Origin of the sequence: Empedobacter sp. R132-2 (assembly GCF_030324375.1) — a bacterium.
Lineage (GTDB): Bacteria > Bacteroidota > Bacteroidia > Flavobacteriales > Weeksellaceae > Empedobacter > Empedobacter falsenii_B.
The window spans coordinates 167,369-187,198 of record NZ_JACAGG010000003.1 but is presented as its reverse complement, the minus strand read 5'-3'; the positions used below and the strand labels follow the sequence as shown (position 1 = coordinate 187,198).

Sequence of the window (19,830 nt, the reverse complement as noted above, 5' to 3'; positions counted from 1 at the left end):
CTACTTTTATGACTTAAGTAGTGTAGTGTTATTTATTTGTGAAGAAAGGTTGAGCAACGCTCAACCTTTTGTGTTTTAATAATAATTTATCGTTCGTTTTACAACATATTTCAATTCTCCATTAGTTGAAATAGAGGCTTTTATCCAATTATTTTTCGAATCATATTCATACGAAACTTGATAAGAAGTTAAAACTACTTGTCCATTTCGGAAGGATTGTTTTTTAAAGTTGACAATTTCATTTTTCGAATCGAAATCAGCTTGATAGGCTAACGTTTTATTGGCGTGAAATGATTGTAATTTAGAAATATTTCCATTCTCAAAAAACATTATTTTGCTCGAATTTCCAGCAATTTCTTCCTGAAAAATAGGCGTTTCTTTATCATAAATATAATACGATTTTCGTCCTTTTTTTCCATCAAAAGAAGTTATTTCATCCAAAACCAATAAACCATTTTTGTTATACGTCAAATTATTTTCACTAATCGTAGAACCTTCCACTTTTGTTGTGATTTTATCCAACTTATTCGAATAATTAAAAATCGTTTCATAATTAGATTTTGACGATTTCCCTTCGATTTTTTCTGTCAAGTTTATCAACTGATTTTTATTGTCATAAACGAAGTTTTTGTCCGAAGCAACTCGTTTTGGATCTTCACCATTGTTAATAACTGTATTCGTTTGTTTATCAATTAAATTTGAGTTATTGTAGTCGTAATTAACATAGTTATAAACAGCTAATTTTCCTTGATAATCCAAATAATTTGTTCGTTTTGTTAACAAACCTTTTGAATTAAATTCTAATGAAATTTGATTGTAAAATTCATTTTCTAAAAAAGGTAAAGTTGTGGTGTTTCCTTTTGCATTTGTTGCGTTTGAAGTCACTTTTTCAACCTTTCCTTTTAGATTAAAGTCAGCTAAAGTTGTTTTAACTTCATAATCATTCGTTGAAATTTTTTGTGCAAAATTAACTTGTGAGACAGCCAAACAAATTGTCGTTAAAATTATTTTTTTCATGTTTTGTTTAAAATTGATAACCGATTTTAAAGTTAAGATTTAAATTGAAATCTGTAGAAGAACCTTCTTTTTTATAATGATTTTCTAAACCGCTCATAAAATAATCAAAAATTCGAGTATCAACACTTTCTAAATTTGTAATATTCGAATATTTTACATTTCTATTTTTTACACCTAAACCAACTTTTGGCATTAGTATAAGACCTTTGTGCAACTGTATAAAAACATTATAATTAAGATTTATTCCATATTTTTCTCGCTTGTAATCGGCAGTATCATAAGAATATAAATAAGAAAAATTTTGATCATCTTTTCGATAAAATTCTCCATTTTCAAGATGATCAGTGTGATGAATATAGAAAAATTCAGAAGAAATAAGATGTTTTACTCGTTTGTTTTCGCTTAGATTGATAAAAAATTCTGGTCGAATCTCAAAAAGTTGATAATCTTCGTTGATTTTATATTTTGGTTTGTGACTAAGAGGAATGCTATGATAACTTCCGTAGCCGATTTCAGAGCCAATCCAATAACGTTCGTTGAGTTTATAAATGTATCCAAACGTCCATCTTGGAGGTGATAATGCTGCTGAAAGAACGCTAAAAGTGATGACATTTTTGCGCTCATCGCTTGATTTTTCTTGTGCTGAAATGAATTGTCCAAAACCAATAACGAACAAAAAAAGTAAAAAATTCTTTTTCATATAAATAGTATTTAAAAGAAAGAGAATCAATTGCTTAAAAGGTTGCGTGAACCAAGATTATTTTGAAGTTAATTATTTCTTCAATTCATACCAAAAGCAATCCAAATCCCACATGTCAAGATGAAAAGTTTCAGTGACTTCAAATCCCATTTTTTCTAACACATTTCGAGAAGCTTTATTATCAACATGCGTTATTGCGTTTAGTTTAATATGTGACATATTTTTTCTGTAAAAGTCCATGCAAGCTTCGGCAGCTTCAGTTGCATAACCTTTTCCCCAAGTTTCTTTTCTGTAACGATATCCGATATCAATAAAATCGAATTTATTATTCATCGATTCGCTTTCTATAATATATTTAAAACCAGTCCAACCAATCATTTTACCTGTTTCTTTTTCAACAACAGCAAGACGACCATGTCCAAGTTCTTCATATTGTTTTTGGATATCTTCAATAATTTCTTTTGTTTCTTCAATGGTTTGAATAGGTTCTGCTTTTAGAAATTCATGAACTTCTGGTTGTGAATCCATTTCAAAAAAATCTTGTAAATCATCAATCGTAATAGGTCTGATGATTAACCGTTCTGTTTCGAGTGTTGGTAAATATTTCATTGAGTTATAGTTTTGATTAAAGATAGTATAAAATATAAAATCCTCGCAATTGCGAGGATTTTATCTATATTCTCAATACTAAAATCTAGTATCTAAAATCTTTTTTTATCCAACGATATTAATGATTTTTCCAGGAACAATAATAATGTTTTTCGGAGTACGATCACCCAATTGTTTGATTGTACGTTCGTCGTTCATTACAATTTCTTGAATTTCTTCTTTCGATAACGACAAAGGTAATTCTAACAAAAATTTCATTTTACCATTGAATGAAACTGGATATTCTTTAGCATCTGCAATCAACCATTTTTCTTCGAAAACAGGGAAATCTGCATGTGCAATTGACGTTTCATGTCCTAATTTTGACCACAATTCTTCTGCAATATGCGGTGCATAAGGAGAAATAATAATAGCCAAAGGCTCTAAAATTGCACGTTTAGTTGTTTTTAATTTTCCTAATTCGTTTGCAGCAATCATAAAAGTAGAAACCGATGTATTAAAAGAGAAATTGTTTACATCTTCGTCCACTTTTTTGATGGTTTGATGCAACACTTTCATTTCTTCTTTTGTTGGTTCATCTTCCGAAACAAAAAATGTTTCTTCTGTTCCTGAATGATATAATCTCCAGAATTTTTTCAAGAATGAATAAACTCCAGATAAACCTTGTGTATTCCATGGTTTAGACTGTTCAACAGGACCTAAAAACATTTCGTATAAACGTAAAGAATCTGCTCCATATTGATTACAAATATCATCAGGATTTAAGACATTGTAGTAAGATTTTGACATCTTTTCAACCTCACGTCCTGTGATGTATTTCCCATCTTCTAAGATAAATTCTGCATTAGCAAAATCTTCTCTCCAAGTTTTGAATTTTTCTGTATCTAATTCGTCGCCTCCATCTTTTAACAACTTAACATCAATACGGATTGGTGTTGTTTCATGTTGATCTTTCAAAGATTTAGAAACAAAAGTATTTGTTCCATTAATTCTATATGCATAAGCGGTCATTCCCAAAATCATTCCTTGGTTGATAAGTTTTTTTGCATACTCATCCGTTGGAACTAAACCTTTATCGAATAAGAATTTTTGCCAAAAACGAGAATATAATAAGTGACCAGTAGCATGCTCAGATCCACCCATGTATAAATCTACATTTTGCCAATAATCAACAGCCTCTTTAGATACAAAATCGTTGTCGTTTTTTGCATCCATATAACGTAACCAATACCAAGAAGAACCTGCCCAACCTGGCATTGTATTTAGTTCTATTGGGAAAATAGTTTCGTTATTGATTAAAGTATTATCTACAACTTCGTTTGTTGTTGTATCAAAAGCCCATTTTGTCGCACGTCCTAATGGTGGCTCACCATCTTTTGTTGGCAAATATTCGTCAACTTCTGGTAAAATAATTGGCAATGCTGCTGTTGGAATTGTATAAGGCATTTCGTCTTTGAAGTAAACCGGAACCGGCTCTCCCCAATAACGTTGACGAGAGAAAACTGCTTCGCGTAAACGGAAGTTTGTTTTTCCTTGTCCAAAACCTTTTTCTTCTAAAGCTTCAATTGCTTTTGCAACCGCTTGTTTATAATCTAATCCGTTTAAGAAATCAGAATCTTGTAATTCGAATCCACCTTTTTCTGTAAAAGCAGCTTCAGAAATATCTTTTCCTTTGAAAATATTAATAATTGGTAAATTGAAATGATTTGCAAAAGCAAAATCACGTTCGTCACCAGCTGGAACAGCCATTACAGCACCCGTTCCATAAGAAGCTAATACATAATCACCAATCCAAATCGGAAGTTGTTTTCCTGTGAAAGGATGAATGGCATAAGCGCCTGTAAATTCTCCCGTAATATTTTTAGCATCTGCTAAACGATCTCTTTCCGAACGCTTTGAAGTATAATCGATATAAGCATCAACTTTTGCTTTGTGTTCTGCAGTTGTAATTTGAGAAACCAAAGGATGTTCTGGCGCTAAAGTCACGTAAGAAACACCAAAAACAGTATCAGGACGAGTTGTAAATACTTCAATTTTAGCATCGTCGAAATTCGAAATTTGAAATTCGATACTTGCTCCAGTCGATTTACCAATCCAGTTTTTTTGTGATTCTTTGATCGGATCTGGCCAATCTAATTTATCTAAACCAGTTAATAAACGATCAGCATAAGCCGTGATACGCATCATCCATTGTGTCATTTTTTTGCGCACAACAGGGAATCCTCCACGCTCAGATAATCCGTTAATCACTTCGTCATTCGCTAAAACAGTTCCTAAATCTGGACACCAGTTTACTTCTGCTTCTGCTAAGAAAGTTAAACGATATTTTAATAAAATTGTTTGTTGTTCTTTTTCAGAATAAGCATTCCATTGCTCTGCTGTAAAGATTTCGATATCATCATCTGCCACAGCGTTTACATTCGCATTACCTTCTGATTTGAATGTTTCAATTAATTTAGAAATTGATTCAGCTTTATCAGTTGAATTATCATAATATGAATCAAATAATTGATTGAAAATCCATTGTGTCCATTTATAATATTCAGGTTCCGAAGTTCTGATTTCGCGATCCCAATCATATCCTAAACCAATTTTTTTCATTTGGTTTTCGTATCCAGCAATCACATTTCCTTGTTTATCAACTCCACCTTCGATATTCGTTGTTGTTGTAATCGCAGGATGTTGACCAGTTTGAATCGCATATTGCTCCGCAGGCAAACCAAAAGAATCGTAACCCATTGGGTGTAAAACGTTGAAACCCTTTAATTTTTTGTAACGAGAATAAATATCAGACGCAATGTATCCAAGTGGATGACCTACGTGTAATCCTGCTCCAGAAGGGTAAGGAAACATATCTAATACGTAAAATTTAGGTTTTTCTGATTGATTTTCAGCTTTGAACGTCTTGTCTTCAATCCAAAATTTTTGCCATTTTGGTTCGATTTCATTCGGATTATATTGCATTATTGGAAGTTATATTAAAATTAAATTTATGCAAATTTACATTTTTTATGTATCTTTTGGGTTAGAATAGCGATATTTGTACATTAACAATCAACACCTAAACCAAATCCATGAAAAAAGAATTGATATTATATTATATCGGTATCCTTATTTTTTTTACTATCCTAATATTTTCTGTTCGTCATATTGTAAATACAACACGCATTTTTGTGGGGTACGAAGATGGTTTTAATCCTGTTAATATCAAATGGAATTTTGATGAAAAGGATTCAACACTTCGTGTCAAAGATCCTATTTATGTCAGAAATGATTATTATTTAATTGATTATAAAGACAAAGCATTCTTAAAAAAAGATACAATTCTTTATGCTGAACTTTTTGAGGATTCGTTGGCTGTAAAAGGAAATGTACTGAATTTGAAACCTCCTTATTTCTTGTGGAAAGAGGCTAAAAATGATACATTAAAAGTCTTTAAACACAACGTTACCTTGAAATTTACCAAGAAGCGAGGACAATATTAAGCCTTCTGTAAATAAAACGAAAAAGTAGAACCTTTTCCTATTTTACTTGTTACATAAATTTTTTGTTTATGAGCTTCTAAAATATGTTTTACAATTGCCAAACCAAGTCCAGATCCACCATTGTTACGATTTCGAGATTTATCAATTCGGTAAAAACGTTCGAAAATTCGGTCAATGTCTTCTTGTTTTATCCCAACTCCTTGATCTTTTATTGAGATTTGAATTTTATCATCATATTCTTCAAAATCGATGTCAATTTCTGTATTTGGATTTGAATAATTGATGGCGTTTACAATCAAATTAATCAAAACTTGTTGAATTTTCTGAATATCACCTACAACTTTTATCGGTTGATGAATAGGATAATTTAGAGAAATTTTGATGTTATTTTTTTCAGCTTTAATTTCTAATAAATCAATCACATCTTGTACAAGCGCTGTCAAATTGAAAACCGAAAATTCGATATTGATTCGTCCACGTTCAAGTTCTGCAATCATGTCCAAATCTTTGACCAAATAAATCAATCGATCAACCGATTTATTAATTCGGTTTAAGTATTTATCGCGAATAGATTCGTCTTCAACTCCACCTTCTATCAGCGTTAATAAATAACCTTGTACCGAAAAGAGAGGCGTTTTTAATTCATGTGAAATATTTCCAAGAAAATCTCTTCTGTAATTTTCTCGCTCATGCAAAACATCAATCTCTTTGGATTGATCTTCTGTAATGGTAGAAATTTTTTGAGAAAGTTCTTCAAAATCCATTGTGCTGGATTGAAATTGAGGAATATTTTTCGAGATTTCAGTAAAATCTTTTCTTCGTTGATTTTTTAAAGAAAACCAATAAAATATTGATAATCCAATCAATAAAAGAAGCATTAAACTGATGAAAAATAGTTTTTCTTGGAGAATAAAATCAATATTTCCAAACCATAAAAAAGAGAACAAAACAAATCCTAAAGCCAAGAATAATGTACTGAGAAAGGCAAATAGAAAAATGTTTTGAACTTTGAAAGTTGAAGCCATTACGAGCTTTTAGTCATTTATTTTGTATCCAATTCCTTTGATTGTTGAGAAACGATCGTTCCCAAATTTTTCGCGTAATTTTCGCATATGTACATCAATTGTACGTCCACCAACGACAACTTCATTTCCCCAAACTTTCTCCAAAATTTCTTCACGTTTGAAAACACGTTCTGGATTTGAAGCCAACAAAGCAATCAATTCAAATTCTTTTCGAGGTAACAAAAAGTCTTGTCCTTGGTAATTTACTTTATATGTTTCGCGGTTGATCTCGAAATTATTCAATTTGATAAATTCGTCTTTTGGCGCTTCGTTAGGTTGTTTTAATTTCAATAAAGCATTTAGTTTACTAACTAAAACTTTTGGTTTGATAGGCTTTAAGATATAATCATTTGCACCAGCATCATAGCCAGCTAATTGAGAAAAATCTTCGGCGCGAGCAGAAAGAAAAACGACCAAAGTATCTTGAAAAGAATCTAATTTTCTCAACTCTGCACACATTTCCATTCCGTCCATTTGTGGCATCATTACATCTAATAGAATCAAATCTGGGCGAAAAATTTTGGCTTGTTTCAAACCTTCTAGTCCGTTTTGAGCTGTTTCTACTTCAAAACCTTCTTTTTTTAAGTTGTAACCAATAAATTCTAAGATATCTGGTTCGTCGTCAACTAATAAAATTTTAATGTTCTTCATAATTGTTTGTAATAACTAAATAAAATTAGTCGATGTAAAATTAAGCTTAAATTTTAGGAGAAATTAGGTAAAAACATTTCTTAACATTCATTTAAAGTTACGATAATTTCATAACAATTACCTAACAAAACCTTTACAATTTCTAAAAATGTTTTTCATTGGATTGCAGCAACTTTGCCATCAAACAAACACGAATTATACAATCGCAATGAAACGCAATTTAACTTTACTTTTATTATTAGGTTCGGCAGCACTTTTTGCACAGACTAATATTAAATTAGAAGGAACTTTATTTGATCAAAAAACAAACCAACCACTTTCTGAAAAAACTTTTGTGGTTGAAGGATTAAATATTCAAGCAAAAACAGACGATAAAGGTCACTACGAAATTTCTGTTCCAGATGATACGTATCAATTAGATATTAAAGTAGATGGTTATCAATCTATTTCTCAAAATTTATCAGATTCGAATACATTAAATATGTATTTGAAACCAGAAGATTTAAAAGATACAAAGATTGATTTATCAACTGCTGTTGTAACAGGTAGAAAAGATAAATCTGGAGAAGCTTCTTTACTTAATATACAGAAAAAATCTGTAAAAATGGTGGAGAATATTGGTGCAGCAGAATTGGATCGTAAAGGTGTAAGTGATGCGGCTTCGGCAGTTGCGAAAATGGCTGGTGTAACGAAACAAGAAGGAACAGGAGACGTTTTTGTACGTGGATTGGGAGATCGTTATAATTATACTTCATTGAATGGTTTACCAATTCCGTCAGAAAATCCTAGTAACAAGAATGTTAAATTGGATTTATTTCCAACAGACGTTATTGATTATATTTCGTTGAGCAAAACATTCAATGTAAGAATGATGGCTGATTTTGGAGGAGCAAATATCGATATTGCATCAAAATTATACGAAGGAAATGGTTTATTAGAAATCGGAACAGGATTAAATTTAAATTCTAATGCGATTACAAATAAAAATTTCAATTTGCAAGATGGACCAAATTGGTTTGGTTTCAAAAAAACGAAAATTCCAGCAAATGCAACAACAGGATATCACTTTACAAATAGTTTCAATCCGCAATCTAAATCTGCCGTAGCGGGAGGTTTTAATATAAAAGGAGGAAAAAGTTACAAGTTTGAAAACGGAGCAAAATTCGGATTCTTTGCAACAGCTTCTTTTGATAACTCAGCTCAAAGTATCGAGAAAGGTTTAGCACGTTCTGTTGATGCTCAAGGAAATAATTTGAAAGGTTTCAACGAGTATACAAAAGATAGTTATAATACGAATACAACAGGAATGGTGAATTTGTATTATGATTTTAATCCCAATAATAGATTAAGAGCAAATAGTATTTTTATTAACAATACTTCTCAAAGTTTACAAGAATACAAAGGGTTTATTAGAGATTTAGCGGAAGATAATAATGGATTTATTCGTCGTGGAACTTACGAAAGAAACCAAGTTTTTGTCAATCAATTATTAGGAGACCACAGATTAGATGATAAATCTGAGTTTCATTGGGGCGTTTCTTACAATACGGTGAAACAAGATATGCCAGACCGTTTGCAAAATACCATGCGTTTGGATAAGCAATCTGGACAATATGTGTTAGCTTCTCAAGACGCTTCGTTAAGTAACCGTTATTACCAAAATCTTAATGAGAATGAGATTTCTGCGAACTTGGAATATAACAGAGTTTTTGGTGGAGATTTGAAAGATTATAAAGCTAAAATTTCTATTGGATACCAAGGAAGACATAAAGAAAGAGATTTTGAAGCGAATCAATTTAACTTCAAAATTTTGAGAAGTGGGATTCAAGTTGACCCAAATAATTTAGATGCTTTCTTCAATCAATCAAATTATGGTTCAGGGTTCGAAATCACAACGTTTGATATCAAATCTGACGGAAGCTACAGATCTCAAGTTTACAGTGGACAAAAAGATATACAAGTAGGTTTTGCTGAGGTAGAATATAATTTTACAGATCGATTAACAGCAGTTTTGGGCGTTCGTGCAGAATATCTTAAACAAAGCATCGATTGGTACACAGCTTTATCACAAGGTAAAAACTCATTCGATCAATTCGAATTATTACCAAGTTTGATGTTACGTTATAAATTAACAGATAATCAAAACTTGCGCTTCGCTACATCTAAAACATATACACTTCCTCAATTCAAGGAAACAGCCATGTTTGTTTATGAAGATGTAACAGAAACTTTCCGTGGAAATCCAATGTTGTATCCATCGACAAATTACAATGCGGATATTAAATGGGAATGGTTCCCGAAAAGTGGAGAAGTAATCTCTTTGGGAGGTTTCGGAAAATATATTCAAGATCCAATCAATACAACAACAATTGCTTCATCATCTAATGATATTTCCTATGCAAATACAGGTGATTGGGGATATGCAGTTGGTGCAGAATTAGAAGTTAGAAAAGCAATTTTAGATAATAAAACATCGAATCCAGAACAATTAACAGTTGGGTTTAACGGTGCTTATATGTATTCTAATCAAGAATTAAACAATGAAAAAGTATACAAAGAAACATTGTTTAATGGACAACGAATCAATACCAATTTTACAAATGCAGAAGATGCATTTACGGGAGCTTCTAAGTTTATTACAAATGCAGATTTATCTTATTCTAAGAAATGGGCAAGTGGAGGAAGCGTAATGGCAACTGTGGCTTACAACTATTTCTCTGATCGTATTTATGCGCTTGGAACTGAAACAAGAGGAAATCAAGTAGATAAAGGATTTAGCACATTAGATTTCATTTTACGTTCAAAATTGAATAAAAATATTGGAATCAATTTCTCTGCTAAAAACTTATTAAACCCTACAATAGACCGTGTACAAGAGAATTTGAATGGAGATGTAAAAACATTAAGCTATAAAAAAGGAATGAACTTCGGTTTATCTGTAAACTATCAATTTTAAAAACAAAATAAAACAAACACAATAAAACATTTAATTATGAAAAAATCAATTTCTAGATTATTCTTAGTAGGAGCTATTTCTTCATTAGCTTTAGTAAGCTGTAACAATGATGACGATAACAAAGGTAATGGAAACACAAACCCTTCTGGATTTGTTGCTAACCCAGCTGATTTCAAAGGAGAGTTAAAAAGTGGTGATAAAATTACTTTAGATGCAACTAAAACGTACTATTTAACTGGTAAAATCCAAGTAAATGATGGTGCTGTTTTAACTATCCCTGCAGGAACTAAAATCATTGCAAATGGAGGAACTTCATCTTTTATCGCAGTAGCACAAGGAGGTCAAATTTACTCTAATGGTACAGCAGAAAAACCAGTTGTATTTACATCAGAAAAAGGAACTCCAGGTTCTTGGGGAGGTGTAGTATTATGTGGTAAAGCACCAATTAACAAAGCTAAAACAGCAACTGCAGAGGTTTCTGAATTAACTTATGGTGGTGATGTAGCTACAGATAACTCTGGGTCAATTACATATACTCGTATCGAATTTGCAGGTGCTATTTATAACTCTGAGAAAGAATTTAATGGTCTTTCATTATTCGGTGTTGGTAGCGGAACAAAAATCGAGTACGTACAATTATACGCAGGATCTGATGATGGTGTAGAATTCTTCGGAGGAACTGTAAACACAAAATATATCGTATCTAACGAAAACGAAGATGATCAATTTGACTGGACAGAAGGTTGGGTTGGTATCAACGAATACTGGTACGGAAAAGAAGGTCGTAACAAAGGAAATAGAGGTATCGAAGCAGATAATAACTCAAGCAACCATACTTTAACTCCAATCTCTAATCCTTCAATCAAAAATGCTACTTTAATCGGTTTAGGAGCTACTTATACAGGAGAAGGTGAAAACCAAGCAATGAAATTACGTGTTGGTACAAAAGGTAAATTTGAAAACTTTGTATTAGCTAACTGGGCAAAAGGTATCGATATCGAGCATGATGCTACTTTAGCTTGGATTCCTAACGATTTATTCCTTAAAAATGTACAATTCGTAAATGTAACGACAGAAGCAACAGGTAAAACTTCTGCTGGTTTAGCAGTTGATGTATCTAAAGCATATGCTAAAGCAAATAATAATGGTGCAGGTGCAGGTGTAGATGTACCTACTTGGGCTAAAGGATGGACAAGAGGTCTATAATAATCATTATATAAAGAAAAACTTTTCTTATAAAAAAGTTCTTCGTGTTTGTAAATCGCTTTTTCGGATTCTCCGAGGGAGCGATTTTCTTCTATTATAACTATTTTATTTTAAGTCATTAAAAATAGTTATTTAGAAAAATTCCACATAAAATAAACTATTCGTACATTTGCAAATAATTAGAGTTGATAACAATGGCATTAACAGAACAACAATTAGATTCGATTGGAGAAAAATTGGTTGAAAAATTCAAAACAGTTTACGATCCAGAGATTCCAGTTGATATATACGAATTAGGATTAGTTTACGATGCACAGGTAAATGCAGATGGTGAAGTAAAAGTTACCATGACCCTTACATCTCCAAACTGTCCAGTAGCTGAAAGTTTACCACGAGAGGTAGAACAGCGTGTTGAAGAGATAGAATATGTAACGAAATGTTATGTAGAAATCACATTTGATCCTCCTTGGGATAGAGATATGATGAGCGAAGAAGCAAAATTTGAATTAGGAATGTTATAAGAACATTCCTAATTTTTTTTTGTACCTTAATCCAACAAAATTCAAAACACTAAAACTTATGGGAAATTTCGGACTAATAATATTTATCTTCTTATTTGCGATAATAATTATCTTCTTATTCATTTTTACAGTCAAACAACAAACTGCGATTATTATAGAACGTTTCGGGAAATTTAATAGTATTCGTAATCCTGGATTGCAATTCAAAATTCCGATTGTAGACAGAATTGCGGGAAAAATGTCACTTAAAATTCAGCAATTAGATGTTGTTGTCGAAACAAAGACGAAAGATGATGTATTTGTACGATTAAAAATTTCTGTTCAATATCAAGTCATCAAAACGCAAGTTTATGACGCATTTTACAAATTAGATAATCCTTATACGCAAATTACTTCTTTCGTTTTTGATGTTGTTCGAGCTGAAGTTCCAAAACTTCGTTTGGATGATGTTTTCGAGAAAAAAGATGATATTGCCGTTGCTGTAAAAAGTGAATTGCAAGAAGCGATGAATTCATATGGTTACGAAATTGTCAAAACGTTAGTAACTGATATCGATCCAGATGAGCAAGTAAAACATGCGATGAACCGTATTAATGCTGCGGAACGCGAAAAATTAGCTGCGCAATATGAAGGTGATGCTGCACGTATTTTGATTGTAGAAAAAGCAAGAGCAGAGGCAGAATCGAAACGTTTGCAAGGACAAGGTATTGCAGATCAACGTCGTGAAATTGCAAAAGGTTTATTGGAATCTGTAGATGTATTGAATGGAGCAGGAATTACTTCGCAAGAAGCTTCTGCGTTAATTGTGGTGACGCAACATTATGATACATTGCAAGCGATTGGAGAAAAATCTGGAAGCAAATTAGTTCTGTTACCAAATTCGCCAACAGCCGCTTCGGAAATGCTGAATACAATGGTTACTTCGTTTACCGCAGCACATGAACTGAATGAGCATCAAATAACAAAAGAAGACAATCCAACTCAACGAAAAAATAAACCAAATCAAGGTGATTCGTTTACTTTTCCAGAACATCCTTAGAAGATCATTATATCAAGTATTTTCTTAATATTATATGAAAGTCAAATCCACTAAAAAAAGAAACTTAAATAAGTGTTATTTTTTGTTTTTGGTAACCGTTTTAATGACTTTTTCGTTATATGGACAATCTAATAAAACAATTAATCAGGATTCTATCAATCAATCAAAATTATATGATGAGTTTAGAATTGATTTTGATAAATATGAAAAACAATATGGTCATTATATTCAGACAGATAATGTGAAAATGCATTATTTAGAGTGGGGAAATCCTAAAAATCCTACTCTTATTTGGATTCATGGAACTTATAGTAATAGTTATGAACTTTATGAAATTATTGATAATCTTGTCAAAATGAATTTGCATGTCATTGCAATAGATTATTATGGACATGGTTTTACTGAGATTCCTAAAAAAGATGTAAGTATCTATCATGTTGTTGATGATATAAAATTCTTGATGGATAAAAAGAGTATTAAACAAGCTATTATTGGTGGTTGGTCGAGAGGAGGTACAATAAGTTCTGCATTTTATGATGCATATCCAAAATCTGTACAAGCATTGATTTTAGAAGATGGTGGCTCAGTTGCTTGGGATTTTAATGAAAAAGTGGCTAATATTGTCAAGAGTATTGAAGAGGCAAATCAGTATTATGCAAATAAAAAATCATTGATTTTCGATTCAGAATTTGACGCTTATTGGTACATTTATAATAATTGGGGAGTAAGAGGAAAACAAGATGAAAAACTTAAAAAAGAAATTTTCATTTTGTATGCAAGAATTAAAAAGAATAATCAAAACAAATTTGAAATAAATCCAGGTGCTGAAGAGCTTACAGGAGAAAATTCTGCTGAAGAAAACATTTCAATTATTTATACTCCTTTTACTTCAAAAACAGCTTTTGGAGCTTCAACACATCAATTAAATCCTAAAATTATTTACAGAAATTTAGATAAACCTATGTTAATTTTTGATCCGATAAATGATCAAGATTGGTTTGATTTTAAAGCTGAAAATGAAAAACTAACCAATGAACATAAAGCTTATATTACGCACAAAGTTTATGAAAAAACATGGCATGGAGTAAAAGATGAAAGACCGAAAGACGTTTTAAATGATATAAAGTCTTTTTTACAATCTAATAAAATAATTAAGAAAAACTAAATATCGTAATGGCAATTAACGATTTAAATCATCAATATGTTATTGCAACTGAATTTAAACTAAAATAAAAATAAAAGCCACTTCGATGAAGTGGCTTTCTAATATCTCAATACTTATATCTAAAATCTAAGTCTATCCAACTTGAACGCCGTTTGGCGTTTCTTCTTCAGGATTTACAAATGTTAATTTTCCGTCTACTTTATCAGCGAATAATAACATTCCGTTCGATTCGATTCCACGAATTTTACGAGGCGCTAAATTTGCTAAAACCATTGCTTGTTTACCAATGATTTCTTCTAATGTAAAATGTTCTGCAATACCAGAAACAATTGTACGAACATCCATTCCTGTATCAACTTTTAGTTCGAATAATTTGTCTGCTTTTTCAACTTTTTTCGCTTCTAAAATAGTTCCGATACGGATATCCATTTTTTGGAAATCATCAAAAGAAATCAATTCTTTTTGAGGTTCTGCATTTGGATTTGTCATATTATTTTTGACTTTACTTTCGTTTAATTTATTGATTTGTGCTTCGATTGCTTCGTCCTCAATTTTTGCAAAAATTAATTCAGACTGTCCCAATTGATGTCCAGCTTTTACAAATTCGTCAGTTGATTCTAAATCGTCCCAACTCATTTTTTCTACATTCATCATAGCCAAAATTTTCTCAGAAGCGAATGGAATAAATGGTTCTCCCAATTGTCCTAATGCAGCAGCAATTTGCGTTGCAGTGTACATAATTCCTTTCACAGCTTCAGGATCATCACCTTTTTTCCAAGGTTCTTGCGCTTGTAAAAATTGATTTCCAAGACGAGCCAAATTCATATATTCTGTCAATGCAGCACGGAATTCATATTTCTCTAAATGATCACCAATGCGTTTTGCAAAATATTTGATTTCAGTTAATTCTTCAAATTCAATTGTTTTTGCAGGAACAATTCCTTCGTAATATTTGTGAGAAAGAACCATTACGCGGTTGATAAAGTTTCCTAAAATTCCAACTAATTCAGAATTATTTTTAGTTTGGAAATCTTTCCACGTAAAGTTATTGTCTTTATTTTCAGGCATATTCGCCGTTAACACATAACGTAATGTATCTTGTTGATTTGGAAAATCTTCTAAATATTCGTGTGCCCAAACTGCCCAATTACGAGAAGTTGATATTTTATCATCTTCTAAATTCAAGAATTCGTTTGCAGGAACATTGTCTGGCATAATGTAATCGCCATGCGCTTTCATCATAGTTGGGAAAATGATACAGTGGAAAACGATATTGTCCTTTCCGATGAAATGAACCAATTTTGTTTCTTCATTTTGCCAATAATCTTTCCAATTTTTACCGTTTTTCTCTGCCCATTCTTGCGTGAAAGAAATGTAACCAATCGGTGCATCGAACCAAACATACATTACTTTTCCTTCAGCACCTTCTACTGGAACAGGAATTCCCCAGTTCAAATCGCGTGTCATTGCACGAGGTTTCAAACCATCGTCTAACCAAGATTTTACTTGACCATAAACACTCGATTTCCAATCATTTTTGTGACCTTCTAAAATCCATTTTGATAAGAAATCTTGGTACTGATCTAATGGCAAATACCAGTTTTTAGTTTCTTTTCTGATTGGTGTATTTCCAGATAAAGCAGAACGAGGGTTAATCAATTCTTCTGGACTTAATGTTGATCCACATTTTTCACATTGATCTCCATAAGCATCTGTGTTTCCACATTTCGGACATTCACCACGAATGTATCGATCTGCTAAAAATTCGTGCGCATCTTCGTCATAAAATTGTTCCGTAACATCTTCTGTAAACTTGTTGTTGTTATATAACGTTTTGAAGAAATCTTGTGCAACTTCTCTGTGTTTATCTGATGTTGTACGAGAATAAATATCGAATGTCACACCAAAATTTGTCAATGTATTTTTGATATTTTCGTGGTAACGATCAACAATGTCTTGAGGTGTAACGCCTTCTTTTTTGGCACGAATTGTAATTGGAATACCATGTTCATCAGAACCTCCAATAAATGCTACATCTTTTCCTTTTCTTCGTAAAAAACGTGCATAAATATCAGAAGGAACGTAAACACCTGCCATGTGACCAATATGCAATGGTCCGTTAGCATAAGGTAAAGCCGCTGTAATTGTATATCTTTTTGGTTGACTCATTTGCTTAAAAACTATAAACGACAAAGATACGATTTGTTGTTTGTTTTGTTAAAACCTTTTTCTAATTTTATAAGGTTAATTAATTTATGATGGAATGAATATTAGAAAAGAGGAGAAGAGAGATTATGAACAAGTTTTTAAATTGATTGAAAAGGCATTTGAAAATGAAGAATATAGTGATCATCGTGAACAATTTTTAGTAGAGCGATTACGAGATTCTGATGGTTTTGTACCTGAATTGTCTTTGGTATTTGAAATGAATGAGATGATTGTTGGTTATATTTTATTGACAAAAATTAAAATTAATCATTCGGATTCTTCTTACGATTCTTTAGCACTTGCTCCTGTAGCGGTTTTACCTAATTATCAAGGAAATGAAATTGGTGGTCATTTAATAGCATTTGCTCATAATAAAGCGAAAGAATTAGGTTTTGAATCTGTTATTTTATTAGGTCATCCAACTTATTATCCTAAATTTGGTTACAGAAAAGCATCTGATTTTGATATTCAGTTACCTTTTGATGTTCCAGATGAGAACTGCATGGCAATTGAGTTGATTGAAGAAGCTCTAAAAAATGTGAATGGAATGGTAGAATATCCGAAAGAATTCTATCAATAAAAAATATTTCCTATGGAAGAAAACGCTGTTGTAACGCCAGATGAGGTGGTAACTGATACAATTACGAACTTATTTACGTATGCTAATTATTTTTTGGTTGCAGCGCTTGTAGTGTTGTTAACGTATATGACGATTCGAGATTTTAAGAAAAAACAACGCGAAAAGAAATTGTCACAAGAACGTGAAGCGTACAACAATCAGTTTGATAACGAAGAGGAAAAAGAAGAATTATAAATCATAAAAATAGCCACTCAATTTTGAGTGGCTATTTTGTTTATATAATTTAATTATTGACCTTCTTCATCAGGAATTTCATAGTTTTCGCCTACGCTTTCACTACCACTTCCTTCGATAATTGGACCTGGATCATACATTTCATCATATTGATGGAATCCGTATGTATTCGAACAATCCCAGTGTTTTTCAATGTCTTTTGGTTTGTCAAATTTATCTCCAGCTGTTACGCCAAACTTTCCTCCTTCTTTGTAAACGCCTTGCATATAATAAGCCCAAATTGGCATAGCTGTATTGGCTCCTTGTCCTGTGGCTGTACTCGCAAAGTGAGCAAATCGGTCTTCTGCACCAACCCAAACTCCAGTAACTAAATTTGGTGTTAATCCCATAAACCAACCATCAGAGTTTTCGTTTGTTGTACCTGTTTTACCAGCAATTTCGGCAGTCATTCCGTAGCGATTTCTTAATCTCGCACCAGAACCTCTATCTACAACACCTTTCATCAAATCAATCATAGTGTACGCTACGTTTTCATTAACAACTTCTCGTGTTTGAGGTGTATAATCTTTGATAACTTTTCCTTGTTTATCTTCTATTCTTAAGATTAATTGGGGTTTAATGTAAATACCACCATTAGCAAAAGCACTCATCGCACCAACCATTTCATATAAAGATAAGTCAGCAGAACCTAATGCAATTGTAGGATCTTTTACGATAGGAGATTCAACTCCAAGGTCCCGAGCCATTTGAATTACAGGTTCTTCACCTGTTTGCATAATCAAACGGGCAGCGACAATATTTGTTGAATAAGCTAATGCAGTTCTTAAATCTTGAGATCCACCATATTTACCGTTAGCATTTCGAGGAGACCATTTTCCTGGTATTCTCTCATTAGAAACGGTATGACAAGGTGTTAATCCTAATTGGTTAATAGCTGTTGCATAAACAAACGGTTTGAACGTAGAACCTACTTGACGACGTGCTTGTTTTACGTGGTCAAATTTGAAATAATTCCAATCGATTCCTCCAACCCAAGCTTTGATTGTTCCATCTTTTGGATCCATTGACATCAAACCAGCTTGTAAAATATGTTTGTGATATTCGATTGAATCCATCAATGTTTTCCCTTTTTTGTACTGAATTCCGTTCCATGTAAAGAACTGAACAGAGTCGCGAGGTGTATTGAAAACAGTTTCAATTTCAGCTTCAGATTTTCCTTCGGCTTTCATCTTTTTGTATAAATCTGTACGAGCCATTGCTTGCTTAAAGATTTGTGTTCTTTTTGCAGCAGAAATATTATAAAATGGTGCTAAACTACGTCCACGTTGCTCTCCAAAGAATTGATCTTGTAAAACTTTTAATTGTTTTTTAACCGCTTCTTCAGCTAAATTTTGCATTCTTGAGTCTAACGTTACATAGATTTTTAAACCATCTTTTTCAAGGTTATAAGATTTTCCTGTTTCTTTCTCATAATCAACCATCCATTGTTGAATTTCCTTTCTCAAAGCAGATTTGAAATATGCTGAATGTGATTCATCATGTTTCATAATATCTTGTTTATCTGTAACCAAAGGCGCATTTTGCGCGGCTTCTCCTTCAGCTTGAGAAATTTTGTTGTATTTCATCATTTGCTTTAAGACAAGATTTCTTTGCTTTTTAGAAACTTCAGGATATTTTACAGGATTATACGCAACAGGATTTTGAAACATCGAAACCAATGTTGCAGCTTCATCTAAATTTAATTCTTTCGTTGTTTTGTTGAAATAAACTTTAGAAGCAGATTCAATTCCTTTTGCATTATAAATAAAGTCGAACTTATTGAAATACATTGCAATAATTTCTTCTTTTGTGTACAATTTTTCTAACTGAACAGAAGTTACCCATTCTTTTAATTTCTGTAAAACACGTTTTACTTTATTAGAAGAAGGATCTTTTGTGTACAATTGTTTTGCTAACTGCTGTGTAATTGTAGAACCACCTCCAGATTCTCCTCCAGAAGTAATTGCACGAGCTGCTGCTTTTATGTCTACACCTGAGTGATCAAAGAAACGAACGTCCTCTTTTGCTAACAATGCGTCAACTAAATGTGGAGGTAAATCTTTGTAATCGACTGGTGTTCTGCGTTCTGCTTCGAAACGATCTAACAAAACACCATCAGAAGAAATAATTTCTGATGAAACATAAATATCAGGATTTTCTAAATCGCGTACATTGGGAATTTCACCTAACCATCCGTTAGATGTAGCCCAAAAGATTCCGAAAATTCCTAATACGGCACAAAAAAACAGTACCCAAATGGTAACGATTATTTTTTTGGCTAATGAAAAGCTATTGAACTTCTTTTTTGCTTTAGAAGTTGTGCTTGTTTTAGAATTTTTATTGTTTTCCATTCTGT

16 protein-coding genes are annotated in these 19,830 nt (G+C 32.2%); 8 read left to right on the top strand and 8 right to left on the bottom strand.

Annotated elements, in window-relative coordinates; translation table 11 throughout:
* Nucleotides 1-75: 75 nt before the first annotated feature.
* The 4 genes from HXZ69_RS03685 to leuS form a co-directional block, all read right to left on the bottom strand.
* Nucleotides 76-1,017: a hypothetical protein gene (locus HXZ69_RS03685; RefSeq protein WP_286495042.1), complete on the bottom strand. Its 942-nt coding sequence runs from the start codon at nucleotides 1,015-1,017 to the stop codon at nucleotides 76-78.
* A gap of 7 nt (nucleotides 1,018-1,024) precedes the next feature.
* Complete coding sequence (locus tag HXZ69_RS03680; protein WP_286495041.1) at nucleotides 1,025-1,717, bottom strand: hypothetical protein; 693 nt, start codon at nucleotides 1,715-1,717, stop codon at nucleotides 1,025-1,027.
* Nucleotides 1,718-1,789: 72 nt separating this feature from the next.
* The gene (locus HXZ69_RS03675; protein WP_125348865.1) at nucleotides 1,790-2,326 is read right to left on the bottom strand and encodes a GNAT family N-acetyltransferase; all 537 of its coding nucleotides are present in this window, start codon (nucleotides 2,324-2,326) and stop codon (nucleotides 1,790-1,792) included.
* Between the two features lie 105 nt (nucleotides 2,327-2,431).
* Complete coding sequence (gene leuS / locus HXZ69_RS03670) at nucleotides 2,432-5,290, bottom strand: leucine--tRNA ligase (RefSeq protein ID WP_286495039.1); 2,859 nt, start codon at nucleotides 5,288-5,290, stop codon at nucleotides 2,432-2,434.
* A 110-nt stretch (nucleotides 5,291-5,400) separates the two neighbouring features.
* Between leuS and HXZ69_RS03665 the strand changes: the two genes are divergently transcribed.
* Nucleotides 5,401-5,811 carry a hypothetical protein gene (locus HXZ69_RS03665; RefSeq protein WP_286495038.1) on the top strand — a complete coding sequence of 137 codons (411 nt, stop codon included), beginning with the start codon at nucleotides 5,401-5,403 and terminating at the stop codon, nucleotides 5,809-5,811.
* Here HXZ69_RS03665 and HXZ69_RS03660 read toward each other — a convergent pair.
* Both HXZ69_RS03660 and HXZ69_RS03655 read right to left on the bottom strand, forming a co-directional pair.
* Entirely contained in the window at nucleotides 5,808-6,836 is a 1,029-nt protein-coding gene (locus HXZ69_RS03660) for a sensor histidine kinase (RefSeq protein ID WP_280061926.1), read from the bottom strand. The two genes, HXZ69_RS03665 and HXZ69_RS03660, sit on opposite strands and share 4 nt — an antisense overlap.
* Nucleotides 6,837-6,845: 9 nt before the next feature.
* A complete protein-coding gene (locus tag HXZ69_RS03655; RefSeq protein WP_280046206.1) occupies nucleotides 6,846-7,526 on the bottom strand; it encodes a response regulator transcription factor in 681 nt (226 codons plus the stop codon).
* A 148-nt stretch (nucleotides 7,527-7,674) separates the two neighbouring features.
* On the opposite strand from HXZ69_RS03655, the gene HXZ69_RS03650 reads away from it, so the two are divergent.
* The 5 genes from HXZ69_RS03650 to HXZ69_RS03630 all read left to right on the top strand — a co-directional run bounded on the left by HXZ69_RS03650 (nucleotide 7,675) and on the right by HXZ69_RS03630 (nucleotide 14,413).
* On the top strand, nucleotides 7,675-10,482 hold the full coding sequence (locus HXZ69_RS03650; RefSeq protein ID WP_286495037.1) for a TonB-dependent receptor domain-containing protein: 2,808 nt from the start codon (nucleotides 7,675-7,677) through the stop codon (nucleotides 10,480-10,482).
* Between the two features lie 36 nt (nucleotides 10,483-10,518).
* Entirely contained in the window at nucleotides 10,519-11,688 is a 1,170-nt protein-coding gene (locus HXZ69_RS03645) for a beta-helix domain-containing protein (protein ID WP_286495036.1), read from the top strand.
* Nucleotides 11,689-11,882: 194 nt separating this feature from the next.
* Nucleotides 11,883-12,209, top strand: coding sequence for a DUF59 domain-containing protein (locus tag HXZ69_RS03640; RefSeq protein WP_282629608.1), 327 nt, complete (start codon nucleotides 11,883-11,885; stop codon nucleotides 12,207-12,209).
* Nucleotides 12,210-12,267: 58 nt separating this feature from the next.
* The gene (locus HXZ69_RS03635; protein WP_286495034.1) at nucleotides 12,268-13,248 is read left to right on the top strand and encodes an SPFH domain-containing protein; all 981 of its coding nucleotides are present in this window, start codon (nucleotides 12,268-12,270) and stop codon (nucleotides 13,246-13,248) included.
* A 103-nt stretch (nucleotides 13,249-13,351) separates the two neighbouring features.
* Nucleotides 13,352-14,413: an alpha/beta fold hydrolase gene (locus tag HXZ69_RS03630; RefSeq protein WP_286495033.1), complete on the top strand. Its 1,062-nt coding sequence runs from the start codon at nucleotides 13,352-13,354 to the stop codon at nucleotides 14,411-14,413.
* Between the two features lie 132 nt (nucleotides 14,414-14,545).
* Here HXZ69_RS03630 and metG read toward each other — a convergent pair whose 3' ends face one another.
* Nucleotides 14,546-16,582 (bottom strand): methionine--tRNA ligase, encoded by a 2,037-nt coding sequence (gene metG, locus HXZ69_RS03625; protein WP_286495032.1) that lies wholly within the window; start codon nucleotides 16,580-16,582, stop codon nucleotides 14,546-14,548.
* A 94-nt stretch (nucleotides 16,583-16,676) separates the two neighbouring features.
* Between metG and HXZ69_RS03620 the strand changes: the two genes are divergently transcribed.
* Nucleotides 16,677-17,201 (top strand): GNAT family N-acetyltransferase, encoded by a 525-nt coding sequence (locus tag HXZ69_RS03620; protein ID WP_286495031.1) that lies wholly within the window; start codon nucleotides 16,677-16,679, stop codon nucleotides 17,199-17,201.
* 12 nt (nucleotides 17,202-17,213) lie between these two features.
* Nucleotides 17,214-17,435 carry a hypothetical protein gene (locus HXZ69_RS03615; protein WP_286495030.1) on the top strand — a complete coding sequence of 74 codons (222 nt, stop codon included), beginning with the start codon at nucleotides 17,214-17,216 and terminating at the stop codon, nucleotides 17,433-17,435.
* 53 nt (nucleotides 17,436-17,488) lie between these two features.
* On the opposite strand, the gene HXZ69_RS03610 is transcribed toward HXZ69_RS03615, so the two are convergent.
* A complete protein-coding gene (locus tag HXZ69_RS03610; RefSeq protein ID WP_286495029.1) occupies nucleotides 17,489-19,825 on the bottom strand; it encodes a transglycosylase domain-containing protein in 2,337 nt (778 codons plus the stop codon).
* Nucleotides 19,826-19,830 lie beyond the last annotated feature (5 nt).